We start from the raw sequence: 22,523 nt of genomic DNA, 5'->3' as shown, positions 1-22,523 counted from the left end.
AGCAGGTCAGGACAGTTTTTTCGCGGTGCAAACGCGCCAGCCGTCTGATTCCACCAGCTTGAACTCCCATCGCTGGATGGCGAGCGAACTGGCGCCACCAACCTCGCCTGCGGCAATGTTGAGATTCGTCTCGATTGTCGCTGAGGAGTTGTCCTGCACGACGGATAGGTCTGACAAAGTCACCGTAAATCCAGCTTTCGTTTGCGCTTCCCGCTCCTTGATTTGCCTCAGCAAATCTTCGACAGCATCCAAGGTGGGATCGGAGCAGACGAACAGTCGTGCACGCGCCTCATCTCGACTTGAGAACTTCGTCGAGATGTACTGCTCCAGTGCTACAGCTGGCGTGCCTCGTTCCGGCGTCGTGGCCTTGTCGTACTAGAAATAGGCCGTCAGCGAACCTGCCAAGCACACCAGCGCTGTCACCGACACCAGCACCAAAAGTAGCGTCCTGCGGACCCCCATCGGTTTGCTCGCTGGGCCCGGAGGGCTCGACGGAGGGGGCCGCAACCGTCCCAGCGGCACATCCCGTCCGATGATCTCGCCCTCCAGGACCTCCTCGCCACCCGGACGGGATCTGGGGATCGGCCTGCTCTGATCGATCTCCGGCTCGTTCGGCTTCGATGGGTCCACGTCCCAGAGGCTATCCGCCCGCCGCCAGACCGGCACACTCCCGCGCCGTGCGAACAAGCCGTGCGAACAAGCCGTGCGAAGCAGCCGAAGCCGCACGGAGAAACCCGAAGCCGCGCCAAGAAGCCCGGAAAGCCCGAAGAAGCCCGATGAAGCCCGAACACGAACGAAGCCGAGCGAAGAAACGGCGACGAACAGCGAAGACGAACCGAAGGAGCCGGGAAAGACCTGCAGAAGAAGCCGGGAGACCCGCAGAGAAGGACCTTCAGGAGAGCCGCCATAGGAAGCAGACAGGAGCGGAAGGTGACGAGCGAGGGGAGCAAACCTGGGAACGAAGGCAGGTGGCAAAAGGAAGAGAGTGCCACCTGACGTGGCCGGTCACCTGCACGAACGTGAAGCCACCAGTGTGCCTGCTGACTCGGTCACCGGACTGCGTTACCGTTCCCGCATCTGGCTTGGATCGGAAGGGGCACGGTGGCACGCCTGCGGTCACGGATCGAGCGAGCGGCTGCGCAGCATCGGCACACCGCTGCGCTGGTCGCCGCCGCCGGGCCGATCCTCGACAAATACTCCCCAACCGCCGCACCCGTTGATCAGTATGCCGAGCAGCACGACCTCGCAGCCGGGCTGCGCTCCGACGCCGCGCTGCTGGCCCCGGGCTGGCTGGGCGCGCGGCTCGACGCGCTCGCGCCGGCCACGCCGCTCGGCGGGCCGCTGCCGCCGACCTTCGTGCGCGTCGGGCAGGCACACCCCCTCGACGACGCCCGATTCCCGGTCGTCGTGCCGTTGCTGCGGGCCGGACACATCGCCGTCGACGCGGACGCACGGGACAGCCGGGTCGCCGGGCTGCTCCGAAGCCTCGTGCTGCGTCTGCTGGCGTCGTCACCGCCCGGTTCGGTACGCATCCGGACCATCGACGCCGTCGAAGGCGCGACCTTCAGTTGGTTCACCGGCATCGAGTCGATCATGCCGCCGCCCGCCACGGACGCCGAAGGGCTCCGCGCGGTGCTCGACGAGGGCGAGCAGTGGCTCGCGTCCCGCACCGACGGCCCCGGACCGACACTGCTCATCGTCATCGCCTCGCTGCCCGAGCTCACCGAGGGGCGCGACCTGGCCCGGATCGCCGGCCTGGCGCACGCCGGACCGGCCGGCCGCCTGCACCTGATCGCCGCCGGCTGGCCGCCGCCGCCACTGACCGCCGAGACGACGCAGGCGCCGTTGCCGCACGCGACCCAGATCGCGATCCGCAACCCGCATGCCTGGGTCGGTGATCCGCCGGGCACCACGTTCTCCGGCACCGGCGTCGCCCCTGCCCGCCTCAACGCGCCCGTGTACCTCGACCCCGACCCGCCGGCCGAACTCGTCCGCCGCGTCTGCGCGGAACTCGGCGGCCCGTGGAACACGCCGCCCACGCCGGTGGGTGAGCCGAGCCGGACCGCCTGGCTGGAATACGTCGCCGCCGCCCAACGGCTCGACGTCGTCCGCCGCGAAGTGATCGCGGTCGTGGCCGAGCACAAGGCAGCGCTCAAGGCCGCCCGTGATGATTTGGCAGCAGTACGGGCAAAGCTCGCACACCACCGCGCGTTCCTGGCCGAGGTGGCAGGTGAGGCCGGCGGGCGCCCGATCGAGTACGAGCCCTCGTGGCAGGAGACCCAGGCGGCCCGCGCCGCGCTGACGAGCGCTCAGCAGCCGGCGGGCAGGGGCCGGGGAGCCCCCATGGCCCCTCCCCCGCCGCCGTCGAGCGGCGGCCCGGCGATGGGCTGGCAGCAGGGCACCCGAACGGCGACCCTTCCGGTGAGCGCGCCCCCGATCTCCGCTCCGCCGCTGCCTCCGGGCACCCCGGCCGCCCCCCGCGTGTCCGGCCTGCCGGCATCGGCCGCGCACACCGCCGCCTCGGGCATGCACACAGGCAGAACGCCCGGGGTGCACACCGGCACGATCCCCGGGATGCCGGTGACCGGCCCGATACCGGGCGCTCCGCCCGCCCCGGTGATGCCGCAGCACGCCATGCCGGGCACCCCGGCGGGAACTGCGGCGCACGGACGGCACGCCGCGCCCATGCCCGGGACACCGGCCGGACCGCAGATGCCGCCGGCCGCGATGCCCGGGACGCCGTCCGGCCAGGCACCCGCGACCCACGGACGCCACACCGCGGCCATGCCGGGAACACCCGCCGCCATCCGCGGACAACACGTCACCGCCATGCCGGGAACACCCGCCGCGATCCACGGGCGGCCCGCCGCCGCGATGCCCGGAACCCCGGCCGGGCCGCGGGTGCCGGGGGCCGTACCGATGGCCCACAACGCTCACACGACCGGTTCCATCCCGCGGATCCCTGTCAGCGGAACACCGGCGACCGGGGGCGGCGGGGCCGTCGGAACCGGTGCTGTGCGCCCTGTAAGCCCTCCAGCGCCCGAATCGGTGCCCGGGAGGGTATCCACTGCCCTGCGGGTCGCTGCGGCCGGTCTGAAGCAGTCTGAGGCGGCGCTGTCGGCGCCCGGGCGGCAGGCCGCCTCCGCCCGGCGGGTCTGGCTCAACGCCGCGGTCTACTTCTGCTTCGCGATCCTCGCCGCGATCGTGCAGATCCCCACCCTGCTCGCGGGCGAGCGGAGCAGCCAGGTCAGCATCGTGGCGCTGCCCTGCGCCCTGGTGCTTCCGGCCATCGCGTTCGGCCTGGGCTGGCTGACCATCGGCGCGATGACCCGGCACACCACGTCACGAACCCCGGTGCTGGGCATGGTGATCAGCCTGTTGGCCCTGATCCCGCTGCTGGTCTTCGGCGGCGTCCTGCTGCTGACGCCGTAAAGCCGACCCACAAAAAGGGCGCCGGGCCGAAACCCGACGCCCCGCCAATCGTGTCAGCCGCGCAGGATCAGCGACATCGCCTCGGCGCGCGACTTGGCGTCGTCGCGGAGCAGCCCCCGCACCGCCGACGTGATCGTGCGCGAACCGCCCTTCTGGATGCCGCGCATCGACATGCACATGTGCTCGCACTCGATCACGACGATGACACCCCTCGGGTTGAGCTGGGTCATCAGCAGGTCGGCGATCTGCGAGTTGAGGCGCTCCTGCACCTGGGGCCGCCGCGCGTACACCTCGACGAGGCGGGCCAGCTTGGAGAGGCCGGTGATCCGTCCGTCGTGCCCGGGGATGTACCCGATGTGGGCCACCCCGTGGAACGGCAGCAGGTGGTGCTCGCACATCGACATGACCTCGATGTCACGCACGAGGACCAGTTCCTCGTGGTCGGCCTCGAAGGTCGTCGTGAGCACCTGGGAGGGGTCGACGCGCAGGCCGGCGAACAGCTCGGCGTAGGCGCGCGCGACCCGGGCGGGTGTCTTGCGCAGACCGTCGCGATCCGGGTCCTCGCCGACGGCGATGAGGATCTCCCGTACGGCCGATTCGATGCGCTTGAGGTCGACGTTGCGCTCGACCTCGACCCCGCCCAGCTTGCCACTCACCAGCCGGGCTGCGACGTGGTCCAGCACGACCTGGTCCAGTTCAGCACCGAGCCCGGCGCCGTCACCGTCGACGTCGGGCTCGGTGCTGCTGATCTCGCTCAGTTGGAGCCGTCCGGGGTCTCTCCACCGCTGACGATCCGCACGTGATCGCCGTCGGTGGTGACGCTCACCGGCTGGCCGACCTCGGCGCCGTTGGCACCGGGCTCGATCGACGCGCGCCGGCGGCGTCCGTTCACGCTGTACGGCGCCATCGGCGGCCGCTTCACGACACGGGCGCAGATGCGGGCCATGTCGTTCTGAGAGATGGTCTCCTTCTCCATGAGCTCCTCGACGATGGTGTCGAGGACGTCACGGTATTCGACCAGGATCTCCCACGCCTCGTCGTGCGCGATCTCGATCAGCGAGCGGACCTCGCCGTCGATCTCGGCGGCGACCTTCTCGGAGTAGTCGCGCTCGTGGCCCATGGTCCGGCCGAGGAACGGCTCGCCCTCGCCGGTGCCGTACTTCACGGCGCCGAGCTTCGCGCTCATGCCGTACTCCGTGATCATCGCCCGGGCGAGCGCCGTCGCCTTCTCGATGTCGTTGCCGGCACCCGTGGTCGGCTCGTGGAACACGAGCTCCTCGGCGGCCCGCCCACCCAGCGCGTAGGCGAGGGTGTCGATCATCTCCGAGCGCGTCTGCGTGTACTTGTCCTCGGTCGGCAGGACCAGCGTGTGCCCGAGCGAGCGGCCACGGGACAGGATGGTCACCTTGTGCACCGGCGCCGAGTGGGGCAGCGCCCAGGCGACCAGCGCGTGGCCACCTTCGTGGTACGCGGTGACCTTCTTCTCGTGCTCGCTCATGACGCGGGTGCGCCGCTCCGGGCCGGCGATGACCCGGTCGATGGCCTCTTCGAGGTAGTCGTTGGTGATCGCCCGCTTGTCGTTGCGGGCGGCCAGCAGCGCGGACTCGTTGATGACGTTGGCCAGGTCGGCACCGGTGAAGCCGGGCGTGCGCCGGGCGACGGAGTCGAGGTCGACGTCGGGCGTGAACGGCTTGCCCTTCGCGTGGACCCGCAGGATGGCCTTGCGGCCCTCCATGTCGGGCCGGTCGACGGCGATCTGCCGGTCGAAGCGGCCCGGGCGCAGCAGCGCCGGGTCGAGGATGTCCGGCCGGTTGGTGGCCGCGATCAGGATGACACCGCCCTTGGTGTCGAAGCCGTCCATCTCGACGAGCAGCTGGTTGAGCGTCTGCTCACGCTCGTCGTGACCGCCGCCCATGCCGGCGCCGCGGTGGCGGCCGACGGCGTCGATCTCATCGACGAACACGATGGCCGGCGCGTTGGCCTTGGCCTGCTCGAACAGGTCGCGGACCCGGGACGCACCGACACCGACGAACATCTCGACGAAGTCGGAGCCGGAGATCGAGTAGAACGGTACGCCAGCTTCGCCGGCGACCGCGCGGGCCAGCAGCGTCTTGCCGGTGCCGGGCGGGCCGTAGAGCAGGACGCCCTTCGGGATCTTCGCACCCAGCGCCTGGTACTTCGCCGGTGCCTGCAGGAAGTCCTTGATCTCGTGCAGTTCTTCAACGGCCTCGTCAGAGCCCGCGACGTCGGCGAAGGTCGTCTTCGGCGTGTCCTTGGAGATGAGTTTCGCCTTCGACTTGCCGAAGTTGAGGACGCGGGAACCGCCGCCCTGCATTTGCGACATGAACAGGAGCAGGAGGACGACGAGCACCGCGATGGGCAACAGGTTGATCAGCAGGCTGATGAAGATGTTGTCCTGGGTGACATTGACGTTGTAGTCCTGCAGTTTGCCCTGCGACTTCAGCTCGGAGAGCTCGTTCTGCAGCTCGTCCGCGCTCTGGGAGGAGAACTGACCCTGGATCTTGTTCGTGTCGCTGCCTTTGACCTTGACCTTGTTCTTGAGGTCGAGGTTGAGCGTCTGTTCCTTGTCCTGGATCACCGCCTTCGTGACGTTGCCCGACCGGAGCTGATCGAACACGAGCGACGTGTCCGCCTTCGTGTAGCTCGGGCCGGACGTGAAGAAGGAACTGAGCACGATGGCACCGATGATCACCAAAAGGATCCAGACCACCGGCCGGCGGAACAAACGGGTACGTTCCATGTTGTCGTCGGGCGCACGCAGCGCCCGGCCCCTCCATCCGTAAGGCCGTCAACCACGCCGGACCCACTGTGCCGACGCGATGTCGAGAACGTCCGCATGGTGGGTTCGCTGACGCTCGCGACCATTTGACGGTACACCGTGGCACCGGCAGTCGCGGATCGGCGTCGGCCGGGTAGGAGGTGCTCTCAGCAGACTCTCAGGAAACCCAGGTCAGCCGCGCCCGTATACGGAGGGTTTGAGCACTCCGACAAACGGCAGGTCGCGGTACCGCTCCCCGTAGTCCAGGCCGTATCCGACCACAAACTCGCTGGGAATGTCGAATCCGACATACCGCACCGGAACACTCACGCGCAGCGCGTCGGGCTTGCGCAGGAGGGCGACGACGTCGACCTTCGCGGCCGAGCGGCTCTCCAGGTACTTCAGCAACCAGGAGAGCGTCAGCCCGGAGTCGACGATGTCCTCGACGACGATCACGTGGCGACCGGCGATGTCGCGGTCCAGATCCTTGAGGATCCGAACGACCCCGGAGGACGTGGTGCCCTGCCCGTAGGACGAGACGGCCATGAACTCCATCTCGACGGGCGGGCCGGAGCGGCCGAGCGCCCGCGCGAAGTCGGCCATGAACATGACGGCACCCTTGAGCACCCCGACCAGCAGCACCGACTCCACGTCGGCATAGTCGGCCGCCACCTGCTTGGCCAGTTCCGCCGTCTTCTCGCGGATCTGCTCCTCGCTGACGATCACGTGGTCGATGTCGGACGAATGCCAGGTGTTGCCGTCGGCCATAGGCCTAGCCTGCCCTATCGGTCCAGCCGGATCGACGCCGGGTCACCCCCGAGGAGACCCGCGTCGCACTCAGAATCCTGCTGCCACACCGTCTGCGCGCGGTTCGGAGCCAGCCATATAGCCGGCGTCCGTGCGCCAGATGGCCTGCCCGTAGCCGAACGCACCCGGCGCGTCGACCACCGTCACGTCGTGACCGCGGCGGCGCAGTTCGTCGACGGCGCCGGCCAGTCCGGGCTCCACCTGCACCTCCAGCCCCTTGTGCCAGTACCAGCGCGGCCTGTCGAGCGCGGCCTGCGGATCGAGCAGGTCGTCGACCGTGGAGAGCACGACCTGGAGGTGGCCCTGGGGCTGCATGTGCCCGCCCATCACGCCGAACGGCCCGACCGCCGCGCCGTCCCGGGTCAGAAAACCCGGAATGATCGTGTGGAAAGGGCGTTTTCCGGGCGCGACCACGTTCGGGTGAACCGGGTCCAGGACGAATCCGGCGCCGCGGTTCTGCAGGCTGAACCCGGTGCCCGGGACCACGATGTGGGAGCCGAAGCCCATGTAGTTGGACTGGATCAGGCTGACCATGCGCCCGTCACTGTCGGCGGTGCACAGGTACACGGTGCCGCCCCGCAGCGGGTCGCCGGTCGGGTACTCGGCGGCGTTCTCGCCGATCAGCGTGCGGCGGCCGGCGAGGTACGCCGGATCGAGCAGCTCCGCCGGGTGGGCGTGGAACGCCGGGTCCGCCACGTGGGCGTGCGTGTCGGCGAAGCCGAGCTTGATCGCCTCCAACTGCTGGTGCAGCGACGGTGACGCCGGAAGACCGTCGAGGACGCCGAGCGCGATCAGGGCGGCGATGCCCTGCCCGTTCGGCGGCAGCTCCCACACGTCGTGCCCGCGGTACCGCACGGAGATCGGGTCGACCCACGTGGACTCGTGGCTCGCCAGATCGTCGGCGTGGAGCAGGCCGCCGGTGCGCTCGGCGTGCGCGACCATCGCCTCGGCCAGCTCGCCGCGGTAGAAGGAGACGGCACCGGTACCGCCGATGGAGCGCAACGACCGGGCGGCGTCCGGATTGCGGAACCGCTCCCCTGCCCTGGGCGCGCGACCGCCGGGCGTGAAGACGCGGGCCCACTCGATGAACTCGGGTCCGACCAGGTCGGCGTGCACGACCTCGGCGGCGCGGCCCCAGTGGTGGGCGACGGTCGGTGACACCGGGTAGCCGTGCTCGGCGTAGGCGATCGCGTCGGTGAACAGGTCGGCGAACGGCAGCGAACCGAAGCGTTCGTGCAGGTCACGCCAGCCTGCCGGGGCGCCGGGGACGGTCACCGGCAGCCAGCCGCGTGCCGGCATGACCTGCGTCGCGGTCGCCTGGGTGCCACCCAGCGCGGCCGACGCGAGCGCGGCGGGCTCCCGGTCCAGCACGAGGTCCCGCGTGAGCAGGGCGGGAGACCGGCCGGAGGCGTTCAGACCATGGAGCCGCGAACCGTCCCAGACCAGGGCGAACAGATCACTGCCGATATCGTTCGAGCCGGGCTGGAGCACCGTCAGCGCGATCGCGGTGGCGACCGCCGCGTCGATCGCGTTGCCACCGCGGCGCAGCACCGCCAGCCCGGCGGACGCCGCGAGCGGCTGACTCGTGGCCACGACACCGCGGGGCGCGAACAACGGCTTGCGCGCAAGAAGGTCTTTCGACACCGAATGATCTTAGGTGGTACGAGACGTGCCGTGCATCCGCCGGCGTCAATGACGCCCGTGCAATCTGCCGTCCTGCCGGGCGATGCTCACGCCACCGGGCAGCGCGGCGGGTCCCTGCCCGTGCCAGTCCACGACGAGTGCGTCGAGGGCCACCACGTGCCGATACGACAAGGCGCTGCCCGGCACCCCGAGCCGCCGCACCCAGGCGTGCAGCACCCTGGTGCGCACGGGTGCGGGCAATCGTTCGAGCGCGGTGACGGACAGCGCCGCCGGCCCGTCGAGCGCCTTCTCCAGTGCGTCCGCGGCCAGCTCGTCGAGGTGGTTGTTGTCGGCGGCGACCAGCCGGGCGGTGCGCGCCAGGTTGTCGACCACACCGGCTCCGAGCGCCTCGACGAGTGGCCTGATGCGCGACCGGGCATATGCCGGATCGCTGTTGTGCGGGTCGTCCCACGGCACGAGGCCGTCGGCTTCGCAGGCGAGCCGGGTGTCGGCGCGGCTGACGTCGAGCAGCGGCCGCACGAACAGCACCCCGTGCCGCTCACGCCGCTCCGGCATGCCCGCCAGCCCGCGCGGCCCCGAGCCGCGGGCGAGCGCGAGCAGCACGGTCTCGGCCTGGTCGTCGCGGGTGTGCCCGAGCAGCACGAGCCCCGCCCGGTGGGCCTTGGCGGCCGCGGCCAGCGCGGTATACCGGGCGTCACGCGCCGCCGCCTCCGGCCCGCCCGACCCGGCCACCTTCACACTGCGCACGTCGACCGGAGCGAACTCCCGCTCGCGCGCCCAGCCCGCCAGCCGTGCGGCCCGCTCGGCGGACCCGTCCTGCAGGCCGTGGTCGACGGTCACCATGCCGCAGTGCACGCGCATGCGGTGGGTGACGAACCGCGCCGCGACGGCCAGCGCCAGCGAGTCGGCCCCGCCGGAACAGGCCACCAGCACCGTGTCACCGGGCACGAGCGCCGGCTCGACCGCAGCCAGGCTCCTCCGGACCGCGGTCCGCACGGCCGCGACGGCCGGCGCCAGCGCGGCCATGCCGATCAGGCGCCGGCGGGCTTGGCCGGCCGGTGTCCGTCAGCCTCGGCGGCCTCGATCGTCGTGCTGGACTCGCCCGCGTCGAAGGCACTGCGCGGCTCGGGCGCCACTTCCGGCGGCGCCCCTTCGGCCTCGGCCGCGGCGTTCCCCGCCTTGACATCCCCGGCCGCGGCGCTCCCGGTTTTGCCGCTCTCGGCCTCGTTGTCCTCTGCCGCCGTGACCTGCGTCTTGGCCGGCGTGTCCTCTGCGGCGGGCTCGACCTCGGCCGGTGCCGCCTCGGCAGCGGCGGGATCGACGTCCTCGGCGGGGGGTGCCGCGGTGACCGGTCCACCGACGGGCGGCTCGACCTCGGCGGGCACCGCACCGGCCGACACCGGGTCGGCAGGGGTTCGCTCAGCCTTTCCACCTTCTGGAGCGACCACACCCGGCTGCGTCTCGGCGGCCAGGCCGGCCACCTCGGTCGACTCGGCGACCCCGGCCTCTGCCGGAGCGGTGTCCGTCGGCTCGGGAACGGTCGGCACGGGGGCGGGCGGCGCCTCGGTGACCGGCGCGGCCTGCACCGGCGCCGGACGGCTCAGGGCGCTCGCGCCGAGCACGCGCACGATCCAGGCCTCGGGGTCGCTCAGCTCGTCGAGGCGCGGAATGGTCAGCGGCGACTGCCACAGCTTGTTGAACCCGTCCATACCGACGCGCTCGACGACCGCGTGGACGAACTTGCGGCCCTCGGCATACTGCCGGAGCTTCACGTCGACACCGAGCAGCTTGCGCAGCACCCGGTCGAGCGGGTTGCCGGCCTCGCGTCGGCGGTTGAACTTGGACCGGATCTCCTCGACGCTCGGCACCACCTCGGGGCCGACGCCGTCCATGACGAACTCGGCGTGGCCCTCCAGCACCGTCATCAGTGCCGTGAGCCGGTCGAGGACGGCCTTCTGACCGGGGGTCTGCACCAGGTCGAGGACCGAGACGCGGCTGTCGGGATCGCGAACCACGTCGGCGAGGGCGCCGATGGCGCGCCGCATCCGCTCGGCGAGCTGGTCCTGGTTGAGCTGGGAGGCGTCGACGAACGCGCCGACCTCACCGAGGAAGTAGCCCCGCATCCAGGGCACGGCCGTGAACTGCACCCGGTGGGTCACCTCGTGCAGGCACACCCAGAGCCGGAAGTCGCGCGAGTTGGCGTTGAGCTTGCGCTCGGCCTCGACGATGTTGGGTGCGACGAGGAGCAACTGGCCGGGGTCGGCGGCGAAGACCTCGTATTGCCCGAGGACCTTGCCGGAGAGATAGGCCAGCACGGTTCCGGCCTGGACGCCGGTGAACCGCGAGCCGATGGCACCGACGACCGCACCCGGCTGTTTGCCGCCCGCGAGCCGCTCGGCCAGCGGCTGGATGACCTGCCGCAGGCCCTCGATGTTGGTGGCGGCCCAGTCGCGCCGGTCGACGACCCGCACCGGTGGCCCTTGGACCATGGCGCGGAGGCCGGTGAAGGCCGTGACGTGCTCGGCCGCCTCATTCGCCAGCCCGCGCAGGTCGGCGACGGCGGCTGCGGCCTCTTCGTAGGAAACGGCGGGGCCGCTCTTGCCCAGCGCCGCTGCCGTGGCTGCGGCGAGATCCCAATCGACGAACTGCGCCATGTCCCCACCGTACCCGCGTCGGACCACTACCGGCCGCCTTGACTACCCCGAGTGAACCCTGATCACACTCCGCATCCGGACTATCTACAGCCGCAGGTTGCCAGCGCCGCGGCCACCCGGTCGAGCGCGACCACCGCCTGCCCACCGTCGGTGGTCTGGTCCGCCATGAACGCGAAGGCCAGCGCCCGCCCGTCGGCGTCGACCACGATCCCCGCCAGTGAGTTGACCCCGGTCAGGGTGCCGGTCTTCGCCCGGACCAGCCCGGCGGCCGCCGCGCCTTCCTGCGCCTTGGTGAACCGGGTGGCGAGGGTGCCGGAGTACCCCGCGACCGGCAGGCCGCTGAAGATGCCGCGCATCTCGGCCCGGTCCGACCGGGCAGCCATCGCGAGAACGCCGGTGAGCAGCGCCGGGGAGAGCCGGTTGTTGCGGGAGAAGCCGCTGCCGTCGACCAGGCCGTAGCCGGTGACCGGCAGGTTGAGCTCCGAGAGCACGGTCTTCATGGCGGCGGCCGCGCCCTCGAACGAGGCCGGCTGTCCCTTGGCGATGGCCACCTGGCGGGCGAGCGCGTCGGCGAGCACGTTGTCACTCTCCAGCAGCATGGTCTCGACCAGCCGGACGAGCGGCGCGGACTCCACCTTGCCGAGTTCCTTGGTGCCCTGTGGCGCCGTTCCGGCGGCGATCGCGCTCTGCGGCAGACCGAGTGCCTTGGCGAACGACTGCGCGGCCTGGACGTCGGGCTGGGGGAAGCGGGCCGAGTACCGCGTCGGGTTGCGCCGCGCACCTTCGGTCATCAGCGGGGTGATCACGGCGCCCGAACCACCGGTGGTCGCGTCGGAGTCCCACCCCGGCTCGATGCCGGAGCCGGTGTAGAGCGACACGTCGTAGATCACCCGCGTCGGCACGGTGCCGCCCAGTGCCTCCTTCACCTGTGCGGCGAGATCGTCCATCCGTGGCGCGCCCGGATAGAACGGTGTCGGGAACACCGCGAGGGTCGGATCACCGCCACCGACGATCACGACCTCGCCGGGTTGCGTGCCGGCCACCACCCGGGTCTTGATGCGGTACGCCGGGCCGAGCGCGGCGAGCACCGCGGCGGCGGTCACCACCTTCGTGGTGGACGCGGGCGTCATGGCGGCGTCAGGCTCGGAGGAGTACAGCACCTGCCCGGTGGCGACGTCGACGACGGAGGCGGTGATGTGCGGGCCGAGCGCCGGAGCGGCGAGCAGTGGGGCGAGCACCGCGGTGACTCCGGCCTGGCTGGGCATCGGCGCCTGGCTGTCCATGGCCGCCAGCACGACCGGCGGTGGCTCGGCGGGGGTGCCCGCCTTCCAGGTCGTGGACCGGCTGTCACCCAGGCCCAGCACGCGCACGACGTCGGATCCGGCGAACACGGCGGTCAATGCCACGGCGAGCGCGACGACCAGCACGGCCGCCGCGGTGACCGCGCCGGCGCGGCCTCCGCTCTGTGGTGTTTCCCTCGCCACCCGACCCTCCCCGTTCAGCGTCACGGTGCTGTACGCGAGACTAATGGTCGGCGCAGCGGTGCGAGGGTGAGGAGTCATCAGATGGACTTCGACGTGACGGTCGAAATCCCAAAGGGTCAACGCAACAAGTACGAGGTTGACCACGCGACGGGCCGCATTCGGCTCGACCGGACACTGTTCACCTCCACGCAGTACCCGGCGGACTACGGCTACATCGAGGGCACGCTCGGCCAGGACGAGGACCCGCTGGACGCGCTCGTGCTGGTTCAGTCTCCCACGTTTCCGGGCTGCCTGATCCGTTCACGCGCGATCGGGATGTTCCGCATGACCGACGAAAAGGGCGGCGACGACAAGGTGCTGTGCGTCCCCGCCGACGACCCGCGGCTGGAGCACCTCCGGGACATCCACCACCTCGGTGAGTTCGACCGGCTGGAGATCCAGCACTTCTTCGAGGTCTACAAGGACCTGGAGCCCGGCAAGAGCGTCGAGGGTGCGACGTGGGTCGGCCGGGTCGAGGCGGAGGCCGAGATCGCCGCGTCCCGCCGCCGCTACCAGGAAGCCATCGCGGCGGGCACGTATCACGACCCGGGCGTGGCGCCCAACGCGCACCCGACCGAGTAGCCAGTCCTTGTTCCGCTCGCCTGTCAGGTGAACAGCCCGTAGAGGCCCAGCACGGCGCAGGCGAGCGGCACGACCGAGATCAGGCAGAGCACGTCGAGCAGGTCAGCGGCCCGGCCCACGTAGGGTGAGGGTGGTTGGGCCGCCGCCCGCACGCCCGCGAGCGCGACGATCACCGCGGCCGCCGAGACCAGCGCGACGCCCTCGATCGCCGATCTGGACAGGAACAGTGCCAACAGGGCCAGCCCGGCCAGCCCGGCCCCGATCAGAGGCAGCCGCTGCCGGACGGTGACGAAGATCCGCGCCCGCAACAGGAACGCTGTCGCGGCCACGGCGACGAGGATCGTCCCCGAGACGTCGCCGGACCGCACGAGCACCAGGGCCGCGCCGCCGACCGCGAGAGCGCAGCCGATCAGCATGCCGGTGAGCATCTCGTCGGTCCTCGCCACCGCCGCGAAGATCCGGGACCGGTCGGGCGGCGCACTGATGACCCGCCCGCCGGGCGCCAGGTCGGCGGGCAGCGCGATCATCGGCATCGGCAGCTTTCCCAGGCGGATGGCGACAAACGGCAATCCGGCCACGCCTGCTACCAGCGCGGCGAGCATGACCGCCGCGGCGGCCGCCGGACGGGTCACGATCGCCAGTGCTCCCGCCCCGGCGGCGAGCAGGCCCGCGGTCGTGCCCGCGACGAAGAGCCGCAGCTGGTGCGCGACTCCGACCGCGGCGACGAACGACGCCAGCAGCAGCGCGACCCCGCCGATCAGGACCCGGCCCGCGCCGGTGGCCGGATCGGGCGCGGACAACCAGCCGGCGACACCGGCGAACGGCAACCCGTAGGTCGCGAGAACCGCGCCGACCAGCGAGTCACCGTAGGCACGCGACGCGGCCGACCCGACCAGGACGAGAACGGCGGCGAGCACGCCTGCGATCAGCGGCGCGTCGAACCGGAACGCCGCCACGAACGCGACCACCAGGCCCACACCGGCAGCGGCCAGTGCCGTAGCACGTGTCGCCGCCGGACTCCACGGGACGCCCTGGCGCCGCGCCCCGGCCGCGATCGCTTCGACGACGTCGTCGAACTCGAGCTCGGGCCAGCCTGTCCGGGCCGGCACAAGATGCAGGATCGCGCCGTCGTGGACGCCTTGGCCGGCCAGCCCGGCAGCGGCCGACAGCGTCGTGCCGTCGGCGCGTCTCAGCAGCCATCCGCCGTGCCGCTCGCCGTCGTCCGCCAGACCGGCTCCGGCGTGCTGGAGCAGCTCCGGCAACAGCTCGGCCAGGGGCACGGAGTCGGGTATCGCGACGTCGACGCGCCGCTGTGGGGCGTTGATCGTCACGCGGGCGAAACCGGTCGAGGCTGCGGGCATGGGCTCAGACGTATCACGATCCACCGATCTCCGTCTCGCCCCTCACCGGTCCGCTCACGTGATGCGAAAATTCAACTACTCACGGTGGAACGGGCTCACGGACTGTCGTACCGAGCGCCTAAAGTGCCTCGCGTGAGCACGACCGTCGTCAATCGATCACCGCGGCGCCCCGCACCGGAGATTCCGAGCGGGGAGCTGCTGGTGCAGGCACCTCCGGAGATACCGCAGGTGCCGTCGACGCGCTGGCAACAACTGGTGCAGGTGGTGCCGATGCTCACCGGGACGATCGCCACCGCGTTGCTCTTCGCGGGCCGCGACGGCGGTGCCTACACCTATGTCATCGGTGCGATCTTCGGCTTCTCCACGCTCGGCATGCTCCTCACCTCAACGGGCGGCGGCGCACCGAGGAAGGCGGAGATGATCGCGGCGCGCCGCGAGTATCTGCGGCATCTCGCCGGGCTGCGCCGCCGGGTGCGGGAGACGGCCGCGAAGCAGCGCACCGGCCTGCACTACCGCCACCCCGACCCGCACGCGCTGTGGTCCACGGTGGACAGCTATCGGCTCTGGGAACGCCGGCCGACCGACGGCGACTTCGCGATCGTGCGGGTCGCGGTCGGGCCGCAGACCCTGGCAACACCGCTGATACCGCCGATGACCCGGCCACTTGAGGATCTGGAGCCGATGACCGCGGCGGCGCTGCGCCGGTTCCTCGACGCCTACTCGGTGGTCCCGGACCTGCCGGTGGCGATCTCGCTGCGCAGCTTCGCACGGATCCACGTGCGACCGGCGAGCACGGCCCGCAGCATGCCGGCCGGAATCAGCGGCGCACACGATCCGGCCCGTGCCCTCGTGCGGGCGATGCTGGCGCAGCTCGCCGTGTTCCACGCGCCGGACGATCTGCTGATCGCCGTCTGCGTGGCACCGGGCCGGCGCGCCTGGTGGGAGTGGACCAAGTGGCTGCCGCACTCGCTGCATCCGACCCGCACCGACGCCATCGGCCCGGTCCGGCTGGTCGCCGACACCGCCAAGGAGTTGGAGGAGCGCCTCGACGAGCTGCTGGCGAGCCGCGGGCGGTTCGACGCCGAGCGCGGTGTCGGCAAGCCGGCCGGGCCGCATCTCGTGGTCGTCCTCGACGGCGGCGACCTGTCCGGGAGCGGCCACCTCGGCACCGACGGCGGCATCGAGGGCATGACGCTGATCGACCTCGACCGGGAGCCGCCGCGGCTGCTCGACCGCTCGGCGATCGTGCTCGACCCGTCGGACGGCAGGCTCGCCACCGTGTCCGCCGACGCCGAGTCCGGCGACACGCAGACGTCGGTCGGGGTGCCGGACGCGCTCGACCCGGCGGAGGCGGAGGCCGTCGCCCGCCGGTTGGCACCGCTGCGGCTGGCGGTCAGCACAGGCACCGAGGGGAAGGCGAGCGGCAGGAATCCCAGTGCGGGCGCGGACTTCACCACCCTGCTGAACCTGGGCGACCCGTGGTCGTTGGACGTCACCACGGCGTGGGCGCCACGACCGCACCGCGACCGGTTGCGCGTGACGATCGGCGTGGGACAGCAGGGTCAGCCGGTCGACATCGACCTCAAGGAGTCGGCGCAGGACGGCATGGGGCCGCACGGCCTGCTCATCGGCGCGACCGGATCCGGCAAGTCGGAACTGTTGCGCACGCTGGTGCTCGGCCTCGCTGCGACGCACTCCTCCGAGACGCTCAACTTCGTCCTCATCGACTTCAAGGGCGGTGCGACGTTCGCGCGGATGGACCGGCTGCCGCACGTGGCCGCGTTCATCACCAACCTGCGCAAGGAGCTGCCGCTCGTCGACCGGATGACCCATGCGATCAACGGCGAGGTGATCCGCCGCCAGGAGGTGCTGCGGCGCTCCGGCGACTACGACTCGGTCCGCGACTACGAACGGGCCCGCGCCGGTGGGGCGCCGCTCGCGCCGCTGCCGAGCCTGCTGATCGTCTGCGACGAGTTCAGCGAGCTGCTCGAGGCCAAGCCGGACTTCATCGACCTGTTCCTGCAGATCGGCCGGGTCGGCCGGTCGCTGGGCATGCACCTGTTGCTGGCCTCGCAGCGGCTGGAGGAGGGACGGCTGCGCGGGCTGGACACCCATCTGTCCTACCGGATCGGCCTGCGCACGTTCTCGTCGCTTGAGTCGCGCACCGTTCTCGGTGTCCCCGACGCATACGAACTGCCACGGTCCCCCGGTCACGGCTATCTGAAGTCCGGCACCGAGCCGCTGGCGAGGTTCAAGGCGACATACGTGTCGGGTGTGCACCACCAACCGGGCCGATCGCCGGCGGTGCCGGGTGTGTCCGGCGGGTGGCAGGTGGTCGAATACGGGACTCAGTTCGTACCGCTGCCGCCAAAGCCTGCCGCCACGCCCGAATCCGCTGAGGCGCCCGTCGGAGAAAGCCTGCTGGACGTCATTGTCGAGCGGCTCGTCGGGCGGGGCGTGCCGGCACACCAGGTGTGGCTGCCACCCCTGTCGAGCGCGGCACCGCTCGACGAGTTGCTCGGGCCGGTTGTCGTCGACCCGGTGCGCGGACTGACCGTCGTCAACCCCCAGTTGCGCAGCGCGTTGCAGGTGCCGCTGGCGTTGATCGACAGGCCGGTAGAGCAGCGCCGCGACGTCATGTGGCTCAGCCTCGGCAGCGCCGACGGTCACGTCGCCGTGGTGGGCGGCACGCAGAGCGGCAAGTCCGTCGCCCTGCGGACGCTGATCACCGGACTGGCGCTGACCCATACGCCGGCCGAGGTTCAGGTGTACTGCCTGGACTTCGGCGGCGGCCAGCTCACCGGGCTACGCGACCTGCCGCACGTCGGCGGGGTCGCCGGCCGGCTCGACACGGCGGCGGTCCGGCGCACCGTCGGCGAGATCGCGACGCTGCTGACCGAGCGGGAGCGACGGTTCGCGGCAGGCGGGATCGACAGCATGACGACGTACCGGAGACAGCGCGCCACGGCCGGCACCACGGCGGCGGACGACCCATGGGGCGACGTGTTCCTGGTGATCGACGGCTGGTCGACCGTGCGGGGCGAGTACGAGGACCTGGAAGGGGCCATCACCGACATCACCACGCGCGGCCTGTCGTACGGGATTCACGTCGTGGCGTCGGCGTCGCGGTGGACGGACTTCCGGCCGGCCTTCCGTGACCTGCTCGGATCCCGGCTGGAGCTGCGACTGGGCGACGAGACCGACTCCCTGGTGTCGCGCAGGGCCGCCGCCAATGTGCCGAAACAGACGCCGGGACGGGGGATCACGGCCGAGAGCCTGCATCTGCTGGTGGCACAGCCCCGGCTGGCGAGCGCCGAGCCGCCCGACCTGGTCACGGCGATCGCGGCGGCGTGGCCGGGTGCACCGGCGCCTCGGGTGCGGCTGCTGCCGGCGGTCGTGCCGTTCGCCGACATCACCGAGGACGCCGATCCTGCCAATCGGTTCGCCCTGCCGCTGGGCATCGCCGAGAGCGATCTGCGCCCGGTCCGGATCGACTTCGCCGGGGATCCGCACTTCCTGATCTTCGGCGAGGGCGAGTCGGGCAAGTCGACGGCGCTGCGCGGGCTGGCGACGACGATCAGCACGAGGTTCGCGCCGCACGAAGCACGGATCGTGCTGATCGACCACCGCCGGAGCCTGCTCGGGGCGGTGGTGACGGAGCACCTCATCGGGTACGGCACCGGGGCGCAGCAGACCGAGGAGCTGATCGCGTCGGTCGCCGACTACATGGAGCGGCGGCTGCCGGGACCCGACGTCACGCAGGACCAACTGCGCACACGGAGCTGGTGGACCGGCCCGGAGTGTTTTGTGCTCGTCGACGACTACGACCTTGTCGCGACCGGTCCGGCGAACCCGTTGCAGCCGCTCCTGCCCTACCTGGCACAGGCCCGCGACATCGGCCTGCACCTGGTGCTCGCGCGGCGGAGCGGTGGCGCGTCCCGAGCGCTGTACGAGCCGGTGATCCAGCGCCTGCGCGAGCTGTCGTCGCCGGGCCTGGTGATGTCCGGCGACCGGGACGAGGGCGTGTTGCTCGGCACCGTCCGGCCGGGCCCGCTGCCCCCTGGCCGCGGCTGGCTGGTCACGAGGAGAGAGGAGGCCCGGCTGATCCAGGTGGCCCACCTACCGGCGACGTGACGAGTCCCGATCGCGAAACACCGCGCGGGCTCCGCCTCGAACGGCCACCGCGCCAGCGCCGACCACCACGCCGTGGCAGCGCCAGACCACCGCGCCAGCGCCGACCAGCGCGCCGGGCCGGCGCCAGGCCACCGTGGCAGCGCCACGCCAACGTGGCGCGGCTACCGACGGCACGCCAGGCGGCACCGTGGCACCGCGGCGCGCCAGGCGGCACCGCAGCACGAAGCGTTCATCACCCCGAGGGTTCTCGTTTCGGCGAGGTCGTCGAACGGGCCTGACAGATCGGGCCAACACGGTTCAGAATGGGCTCCATCGCGCCTACCTCCCTCACCCGCGCCGCCGCCCGTGCCTTCACCCTGGCCTTGTCGGCGGCGTTGAGCTGTGCGGCTGCGGTCGGCGGGACCGCCGGGGTTGCCCATGCCGACGAGGTGCGCAGGCAGCAGTGGCAGCTTGCGGCGCTCGACGTGCGGGATGCCTGGAAGTTGTCGACCGGCAAAGGGGTTGTGGTCGCGGTCATCGACAGCGGGGTCGACGCGACGCATCCGGATCTTGTGGGGCAGGTGCTGCCGGGCATCGATCTTGTCGCGGACGCTGCTGGCGGTACCACCGATGCTCAAGCGGATCCCGGGCCCTCCGTCACCAGCACGAAGGCCGGCGGGACCGACCCGGTCGGGCACGGGACGACCGTCGCCGGGCTCATCGCCGGAAGCAACAAGGACAGCTCGGGGGTCGTGGGCATCGCGCCCGGTGCCAAGATCCTGCCCGTCCGGGTGCTCGACCAGCAGAACAAGTACGACGACCCGGCCATCGTCGCCAAGGGCGTGCGGTGGGCCGTTGATCACGGGGCCGACGTCATCAACCTCTCGCTCGGCGGGGCGACGCGGAGCGAGGCCATCGCCACCGCACTCCGGTACGCCGCCGCCAAGGATGTCATCGTCGTCGCCTGCACCGGCAACATCGCTACCGACCCCTCGATCAAGGAGGTCTGGTACCCGGCCCGCGAGCCCGGCGTCGTCGCCGTCGCCGGGCTGGACGCCGGTGTGGCGAACGATCCGGCGTCGGCCACCCCGACGCCCGCCGGCCAGACCAGCGGCGGCACCGGCGGGTCGGACGCGCTCTGGTCCGGGTCGCTCACCGGCCCCGAGACGGTGCTCACCGCGCCGGCCGTGAACCTCACCGGAGCCAAACCCGGCGGTGGGTACTGGCAGGTGCAGGGCACCAGCTTCGCCGCGCCCCTCGTCGCCGGGGCCGCCTCACTCGTCCGCGCGCGGTACCCCAGGATGAGCGCCGCGAACGTGATCAACCGGCTGATCGAGACCGCCACGGACCTCGGACCGGAGGGTCGGGACGACCGGTTCGGGTTCGGCGAGGTCAACCCGGTCGCGGCACTGCGCGCGCCGGTGCCGGAGGTGGCGGTCAACCCGCTGACCGCCGCGCCGGCCAGGTCCGCGCCGCCCGTCGTCCGCAGCGCTTCCCCGAGCGTGCCGGCCACACCACGGGAGGGCGGCGCGGCGCCGCTGCCGGCCACGAGCGCCGCACTGCCGGGGATCAACCAGCTCGCCGACAGCCGGCAGGTCGGCTCCAGTGTCGCCATCGGCCTGGTGGCGGTGTTCCTGATCATGATCTGCGGCGCGGCCGGTGTGCTCGTGCATCACCGCCGCAGGCTGCGCCGCCAGTCCGTCCTCTGACCACTCGCGGACGGACTCACGCGCACTTGCCGGTGCTCGTCGGGTCGTTGTGGGTCTTGCCGGCGTCGGCGACCACCGCGGCCTCCTCCGCCGTCACGGCGAAGCCCGTCTGGGGGTCGTCGGCCGCTGCGGCGAAGATGACGCCCAGCACCTGACCGTCGGCGGCGACCAGCGGGCCGCCCGAGTTGCCGCTGCGGACCAGCGCGCGGATCGTGTAGATCTCGCGGGTGACCTTGCCGTCGTCGTAGATGTCCGGACCGGTGATGTTGCGGTGGTCGCGGATGCGGGCCGACTGGGCGTCGTACGGGCCGTCGAGCGGATACCCGATCACGATCGCGTCGGCGTTGGTCTCGGCCTTCTTCGTCGCAAACTGCATCACCGGGGCGTTCAGGTCCTTCACGTAGAGCACCGCCAGGTCCCGCTCCGGGTCGTAGGCCACCACGACCGCCTTCTTCTGCGAGCCGTTGACCTCCACGTTGACGCTCTTGGTCCCCGCCACCACGTGCGCGTTGGTCATGACCCGCTGCGGCGCGTACACGAAGCCGGAGCCCTCGATCCGCCGGGAGCAGCTGGGAGCGGTACCGAGCACCTTGACGACCGACTTCTTGGCGTTCTTGACCAGCTCGGAACCGGCGAGCGCCGGGTCCGGCGGCGAGACGTCCTTGACCCGCGTCGGGGAGAGACCGTCGAAGACGTCGGGGAAGCCTCGGGTGTCGACGGTGTCACGCAGCGCCTCGGACAGCGCGTCGGCCTGCGCCGGCATGGCCTTGTCGACGACGTTCAGGATGATCGAGTTGCTGACCGAGCGGGCCAGCCAGGGCAGCGACGAGGAGCTGAGCGGTGCGGCGACCAGCCAGACGACCGCGAGCACCGCGAAGACGGAGACAACCGCGCCACCGGCGTTGTCGACCGCCTGGGCGTTGCGGCTGACGATCGCACTGCGGAGCCGGTTGCCGACGAAGCTGGCGAGCGCCTGACCTGCGACGGCCAGGCCGAACACGCACGACAACGAGATGACGACCCGCACCGGGTCGTCATCGAACCGCTCCGCGATCAGCGGTCCCAGCTGGAGTCCCAGCAGCGCGCCGCCGAAGAACCCGATGAATGACAGCAGACCAACAAGAAACCCCTGGCGGTAACCGTTAATTGCGAACATCACCACGAGGAGTAACAGGACGATATCGATCACGCTGCCGGACACGCATTCAGGGTACGGGTGCGGCACCAGGTGTCGGCAGTTCCTCTACTCGGCCGGTCGGCCACTCCACCGCCCAACCGCCGAGTTCCAGCAGCGTAGACAGCACGCCGGCGGTAAAACCCCACACCAACATGTCGTGAATCCGAAACGCCGGCCCGATCCATCCGCTCGGGTGTCGTACGCGCAGACGATGGCCCGGATCGACCAGTTCACGGATCGGAAGCCGCTCGACGCGCGCCACCTCGGCCGGGTCTACCGGCCCGACGGGGTGCGGCTTGCGCCACCAGGCGACCACCGGCGTGACCAGGAAGTTACTGACCGGGATCCACAGCGTCGGCAGTGTGGCGACCACGTCGACCGTGCTGGGGTCGAGGCCGACCTCCTCCTCCGCCTCACGCAGCGCGCACGCGATGCTGTCGGCGTCGCCCGGGTCGACGGCGCCGCCCGGGAAAGCCGGCTGGCCGGCGTGATTGCGCATCGTGGCGGCGCGCTGCAGGACGAGGATGTCGGGACCGACCTCGGGCTGCTCGCCGAAGAGGATCAGGACCGCGCTCTGCCGCCGGCCCTCGCCGTCCGGGGTCGGGAGGCGCGTGAAGTCGCTGGCGTCGGTCTGCCGGAGGCGGGTCAGGAGCGGCTCGAACCAGCCGGGAATGTCGGCCGGCGGGGTGGGTCCGCCGGCCGAGTGCGCGCCGAGGGCCTCGGCTTCGGGGTCGGTCATGCC

14 protein-coding genes and 1 pseudogene are annotated in these 22,523 nt (G+C 71.3%); 4 read left to right on the top strand and 11 right to left on the bottom strand.

The features are described from left to right. Positions 1-6: 6 nt before the first annotated feature. Positions 7-252, bottom strand: coding sequence for a hypothetical protein (locus Dfulv_RS03615; protein WP_259861184.1), 246 nt, complete (start codon positions 250-252; stop codon positions 7-9). A gap of 849 nt (positions 253-1,101) precedes the next feature. Between Dfulv_RS03615 and Dfulv_RS03610 the strand changes: the two genes are divergently transcribed. Continuing rightward, a complete protein-coding gene (locus Dfulv_RS03610; protein WP_259861183.1) occupies positions 1,102-3,432 on the top strand; it encodes a hypothetical protein in 2,331 nt (776 codons plus the stop codon). 53 nt (positions 3,433-3,485) lie between these two features. Here the strand turns inward: Dfulv_RS03610 and folE are convergent, their stop codons facing one another. From folE to dacB, 7 genes and pseudogenes are all read right to left on the bottom strand, one after another. Then, positions 3,486-4,127 carry a GTP cyclohydrolase I FolE gene (gene folE, locus Dfulv_RS03605; RefSeq protein ID WP_406567990.1) on the bottom strand — a complete coding sequence of 214 codons (642 nt, stop codon included), beginning with the start codon at positions 4,125-4,127 and terminating at the stop codon, positions 3,486-3,488. 59 nt (positions 4,128-4,186) lie between these two features. Further along, positions 4,187-6,193: an ATP-dependent zinc metalloprotease FtsH gene (ftsH, locus tag Dfulv_RS03600; protein WP_259861182.1), complete on the bottom strand. Its 2,007-nt coding sequence runs from the start codon at positions 6,191-6,193 to the stop codon at positions 4,187-4,189. 210 nt (positions 6,194-6,403) lie between these two features. Further along, positions 6,404-6,979 carry a hypoxanthine phosphoribosyltransferase gene (gene hpt, locus Dfulv_RS03595; RefSeq protein WP_259861181.1) on the bottom strand — a complete coding sequence of 192 codons (576 nt, stop codon included), beginning with the start codon at positions 6,977-6,979 and terminating at the stop codon, positions 6,404-6,406. Between the two features lie 69 nt (positions 6,980-7,048). Next, a complete protein-coding gene (locus Dfulv_RS03590) occupies positions 7,049-8,662 on the bottom strand; it encodes a gamma-glutamyltransferase family protein (protein ID WP_259861180.1) in 1,614 nt (537 codons plus the stop codon). A 45-nt stretch (positions 8,663-8,707) separates the two neighbouring features. Further along, entirely contained in the window at positions 8,708-9,688 is a 981-nt protein-coding gene (gene tilS / locus Dfulv_RS03585) for a tRNA lysidine(34) synthetase TilS (RefSeq protein WP_259861179.1), read from the bottom strand. A gap of 587 nt (positions 9,689-10,275) precedes the next feature. Next, a pseudogene (locus Dfulv_RS03580) lies at positions 10,276-11,316 on the bottom strand (zinc-dependent metalloprotease); the annotation flags it as partial. A gap of 80 nt (positions 11,317-11,396) precedes the next feature. Beyond that, on the bottom strand, positions 11,397-12,800 hold the full coding sequence (gene dacB, locus Dfulv_RS03575) for a D-alanyl-D-alanine carboxypeptidase/D-alanyl-D-alanine endopeptidase (RefSeq protein ID WP_259861178.1): 1,404 nt from the start codon (positions 12,798-12,800) through the stop codon (positions 11,397-11,399). An 81-nt stretch (positions 12,801-12,881) separates the two neighbouring features. Here dacB and Dfulv_RS03570 point away from each other — a divergent pair, with 81 nt between their 5' ends. Further along, positions 12,882-13,421 (top strand): inorganic diphosphatase, encoded by a 540-nt coding sequence (locus Dfulv_RS03570; protein WP_259861177.1) that lies wholly within the window; start codon positions 12,882-12,884, stop codon positions 13,419-13,421. Between the two features lie 23 nt (positions 13,422-13,444). Here the strand turns inward: Dfulv_RS03570 and eccD are convergent, their stop codons facing one another. Continuing rightward, positions 13,445-14,782 (bottom strand): type VII secretion integral membrane protein EccD, encoded by a 1,338-nt coding sequence (eccD, locus tag Dfulv_RS03565; RefSeq protein WP_259861176.1) that lies wholly within the window; start codon positions 14,780-14,782, stop codon positions 13,445-13,447. 132 nt (positions 14,783-14,914) lie between these two features. On the opposite strand from eccD, the gene eccCa reads away from it, so the two are divergent. Further along, positions 14,915-18,916, top strand: a complete 4,002-nt coding sequence (eccCa, locus tag Dfulv_RS03560; RefSeq protein ID WP_259861175.1) for a type VII secretion protein EccCa — start codon at positions 14,915-14,917, stop codon at positions 18,914-18,916. Positions 18,917-19,218: 302 nt separating this feature from the next. After that, a complete protein-coding gene (locus Dfulv_RS03555) occupies positions 19,219-20,604 on the top strand; it encodes a S8 family serine peptidase (protein ID WP_259861174.1) in 1,386 nt (461 codons plus the stop codon). 16 nt (positions 20,605-20,620) lie between these two features. On the opposite strand, the gene Dfulv_RS03550 is transcribed toward Dfulv_RS03555, so the two are convergent. After that, positions 20,621-21,760, bottom strand: coding sequence for a MarP family serine protease (locus Dfulv_RS03550; protein WP_259867362.1), 1,140 nt, complete (start codon positions 21,758-21,760; stop codon positions 20,621-20,623). A gap of 49 nt (positions 21,761-21,809) precedes the next feature. Continuing rightward, positions 21,810-22,520, bottom strand: a complete 711-nt coding sequence (locus tag Dfulv_RS03545; RefSeq protein WP_259861173.1) for an NUDIX hydrolase — start codon at positions 22,518-22,520, stop codon at positions 21,810-21,812. Positions 22,521-22,523: the final 3 nt, after the last annotated feature.

It is taken from the genome of Dactylosporangium fulvum (assembly GCF_025137375.1).
GTDB classification, from domain to species: Bacteria; Actinomycetota; Actinomycetes; order Mycobacteriales; family Micromonosporaceae; genus Dactylosporangium; species Dactylosporangium fulvum.
This window is presented reverse-complemented; position numbering and strand designations above follow the sequence as displayed.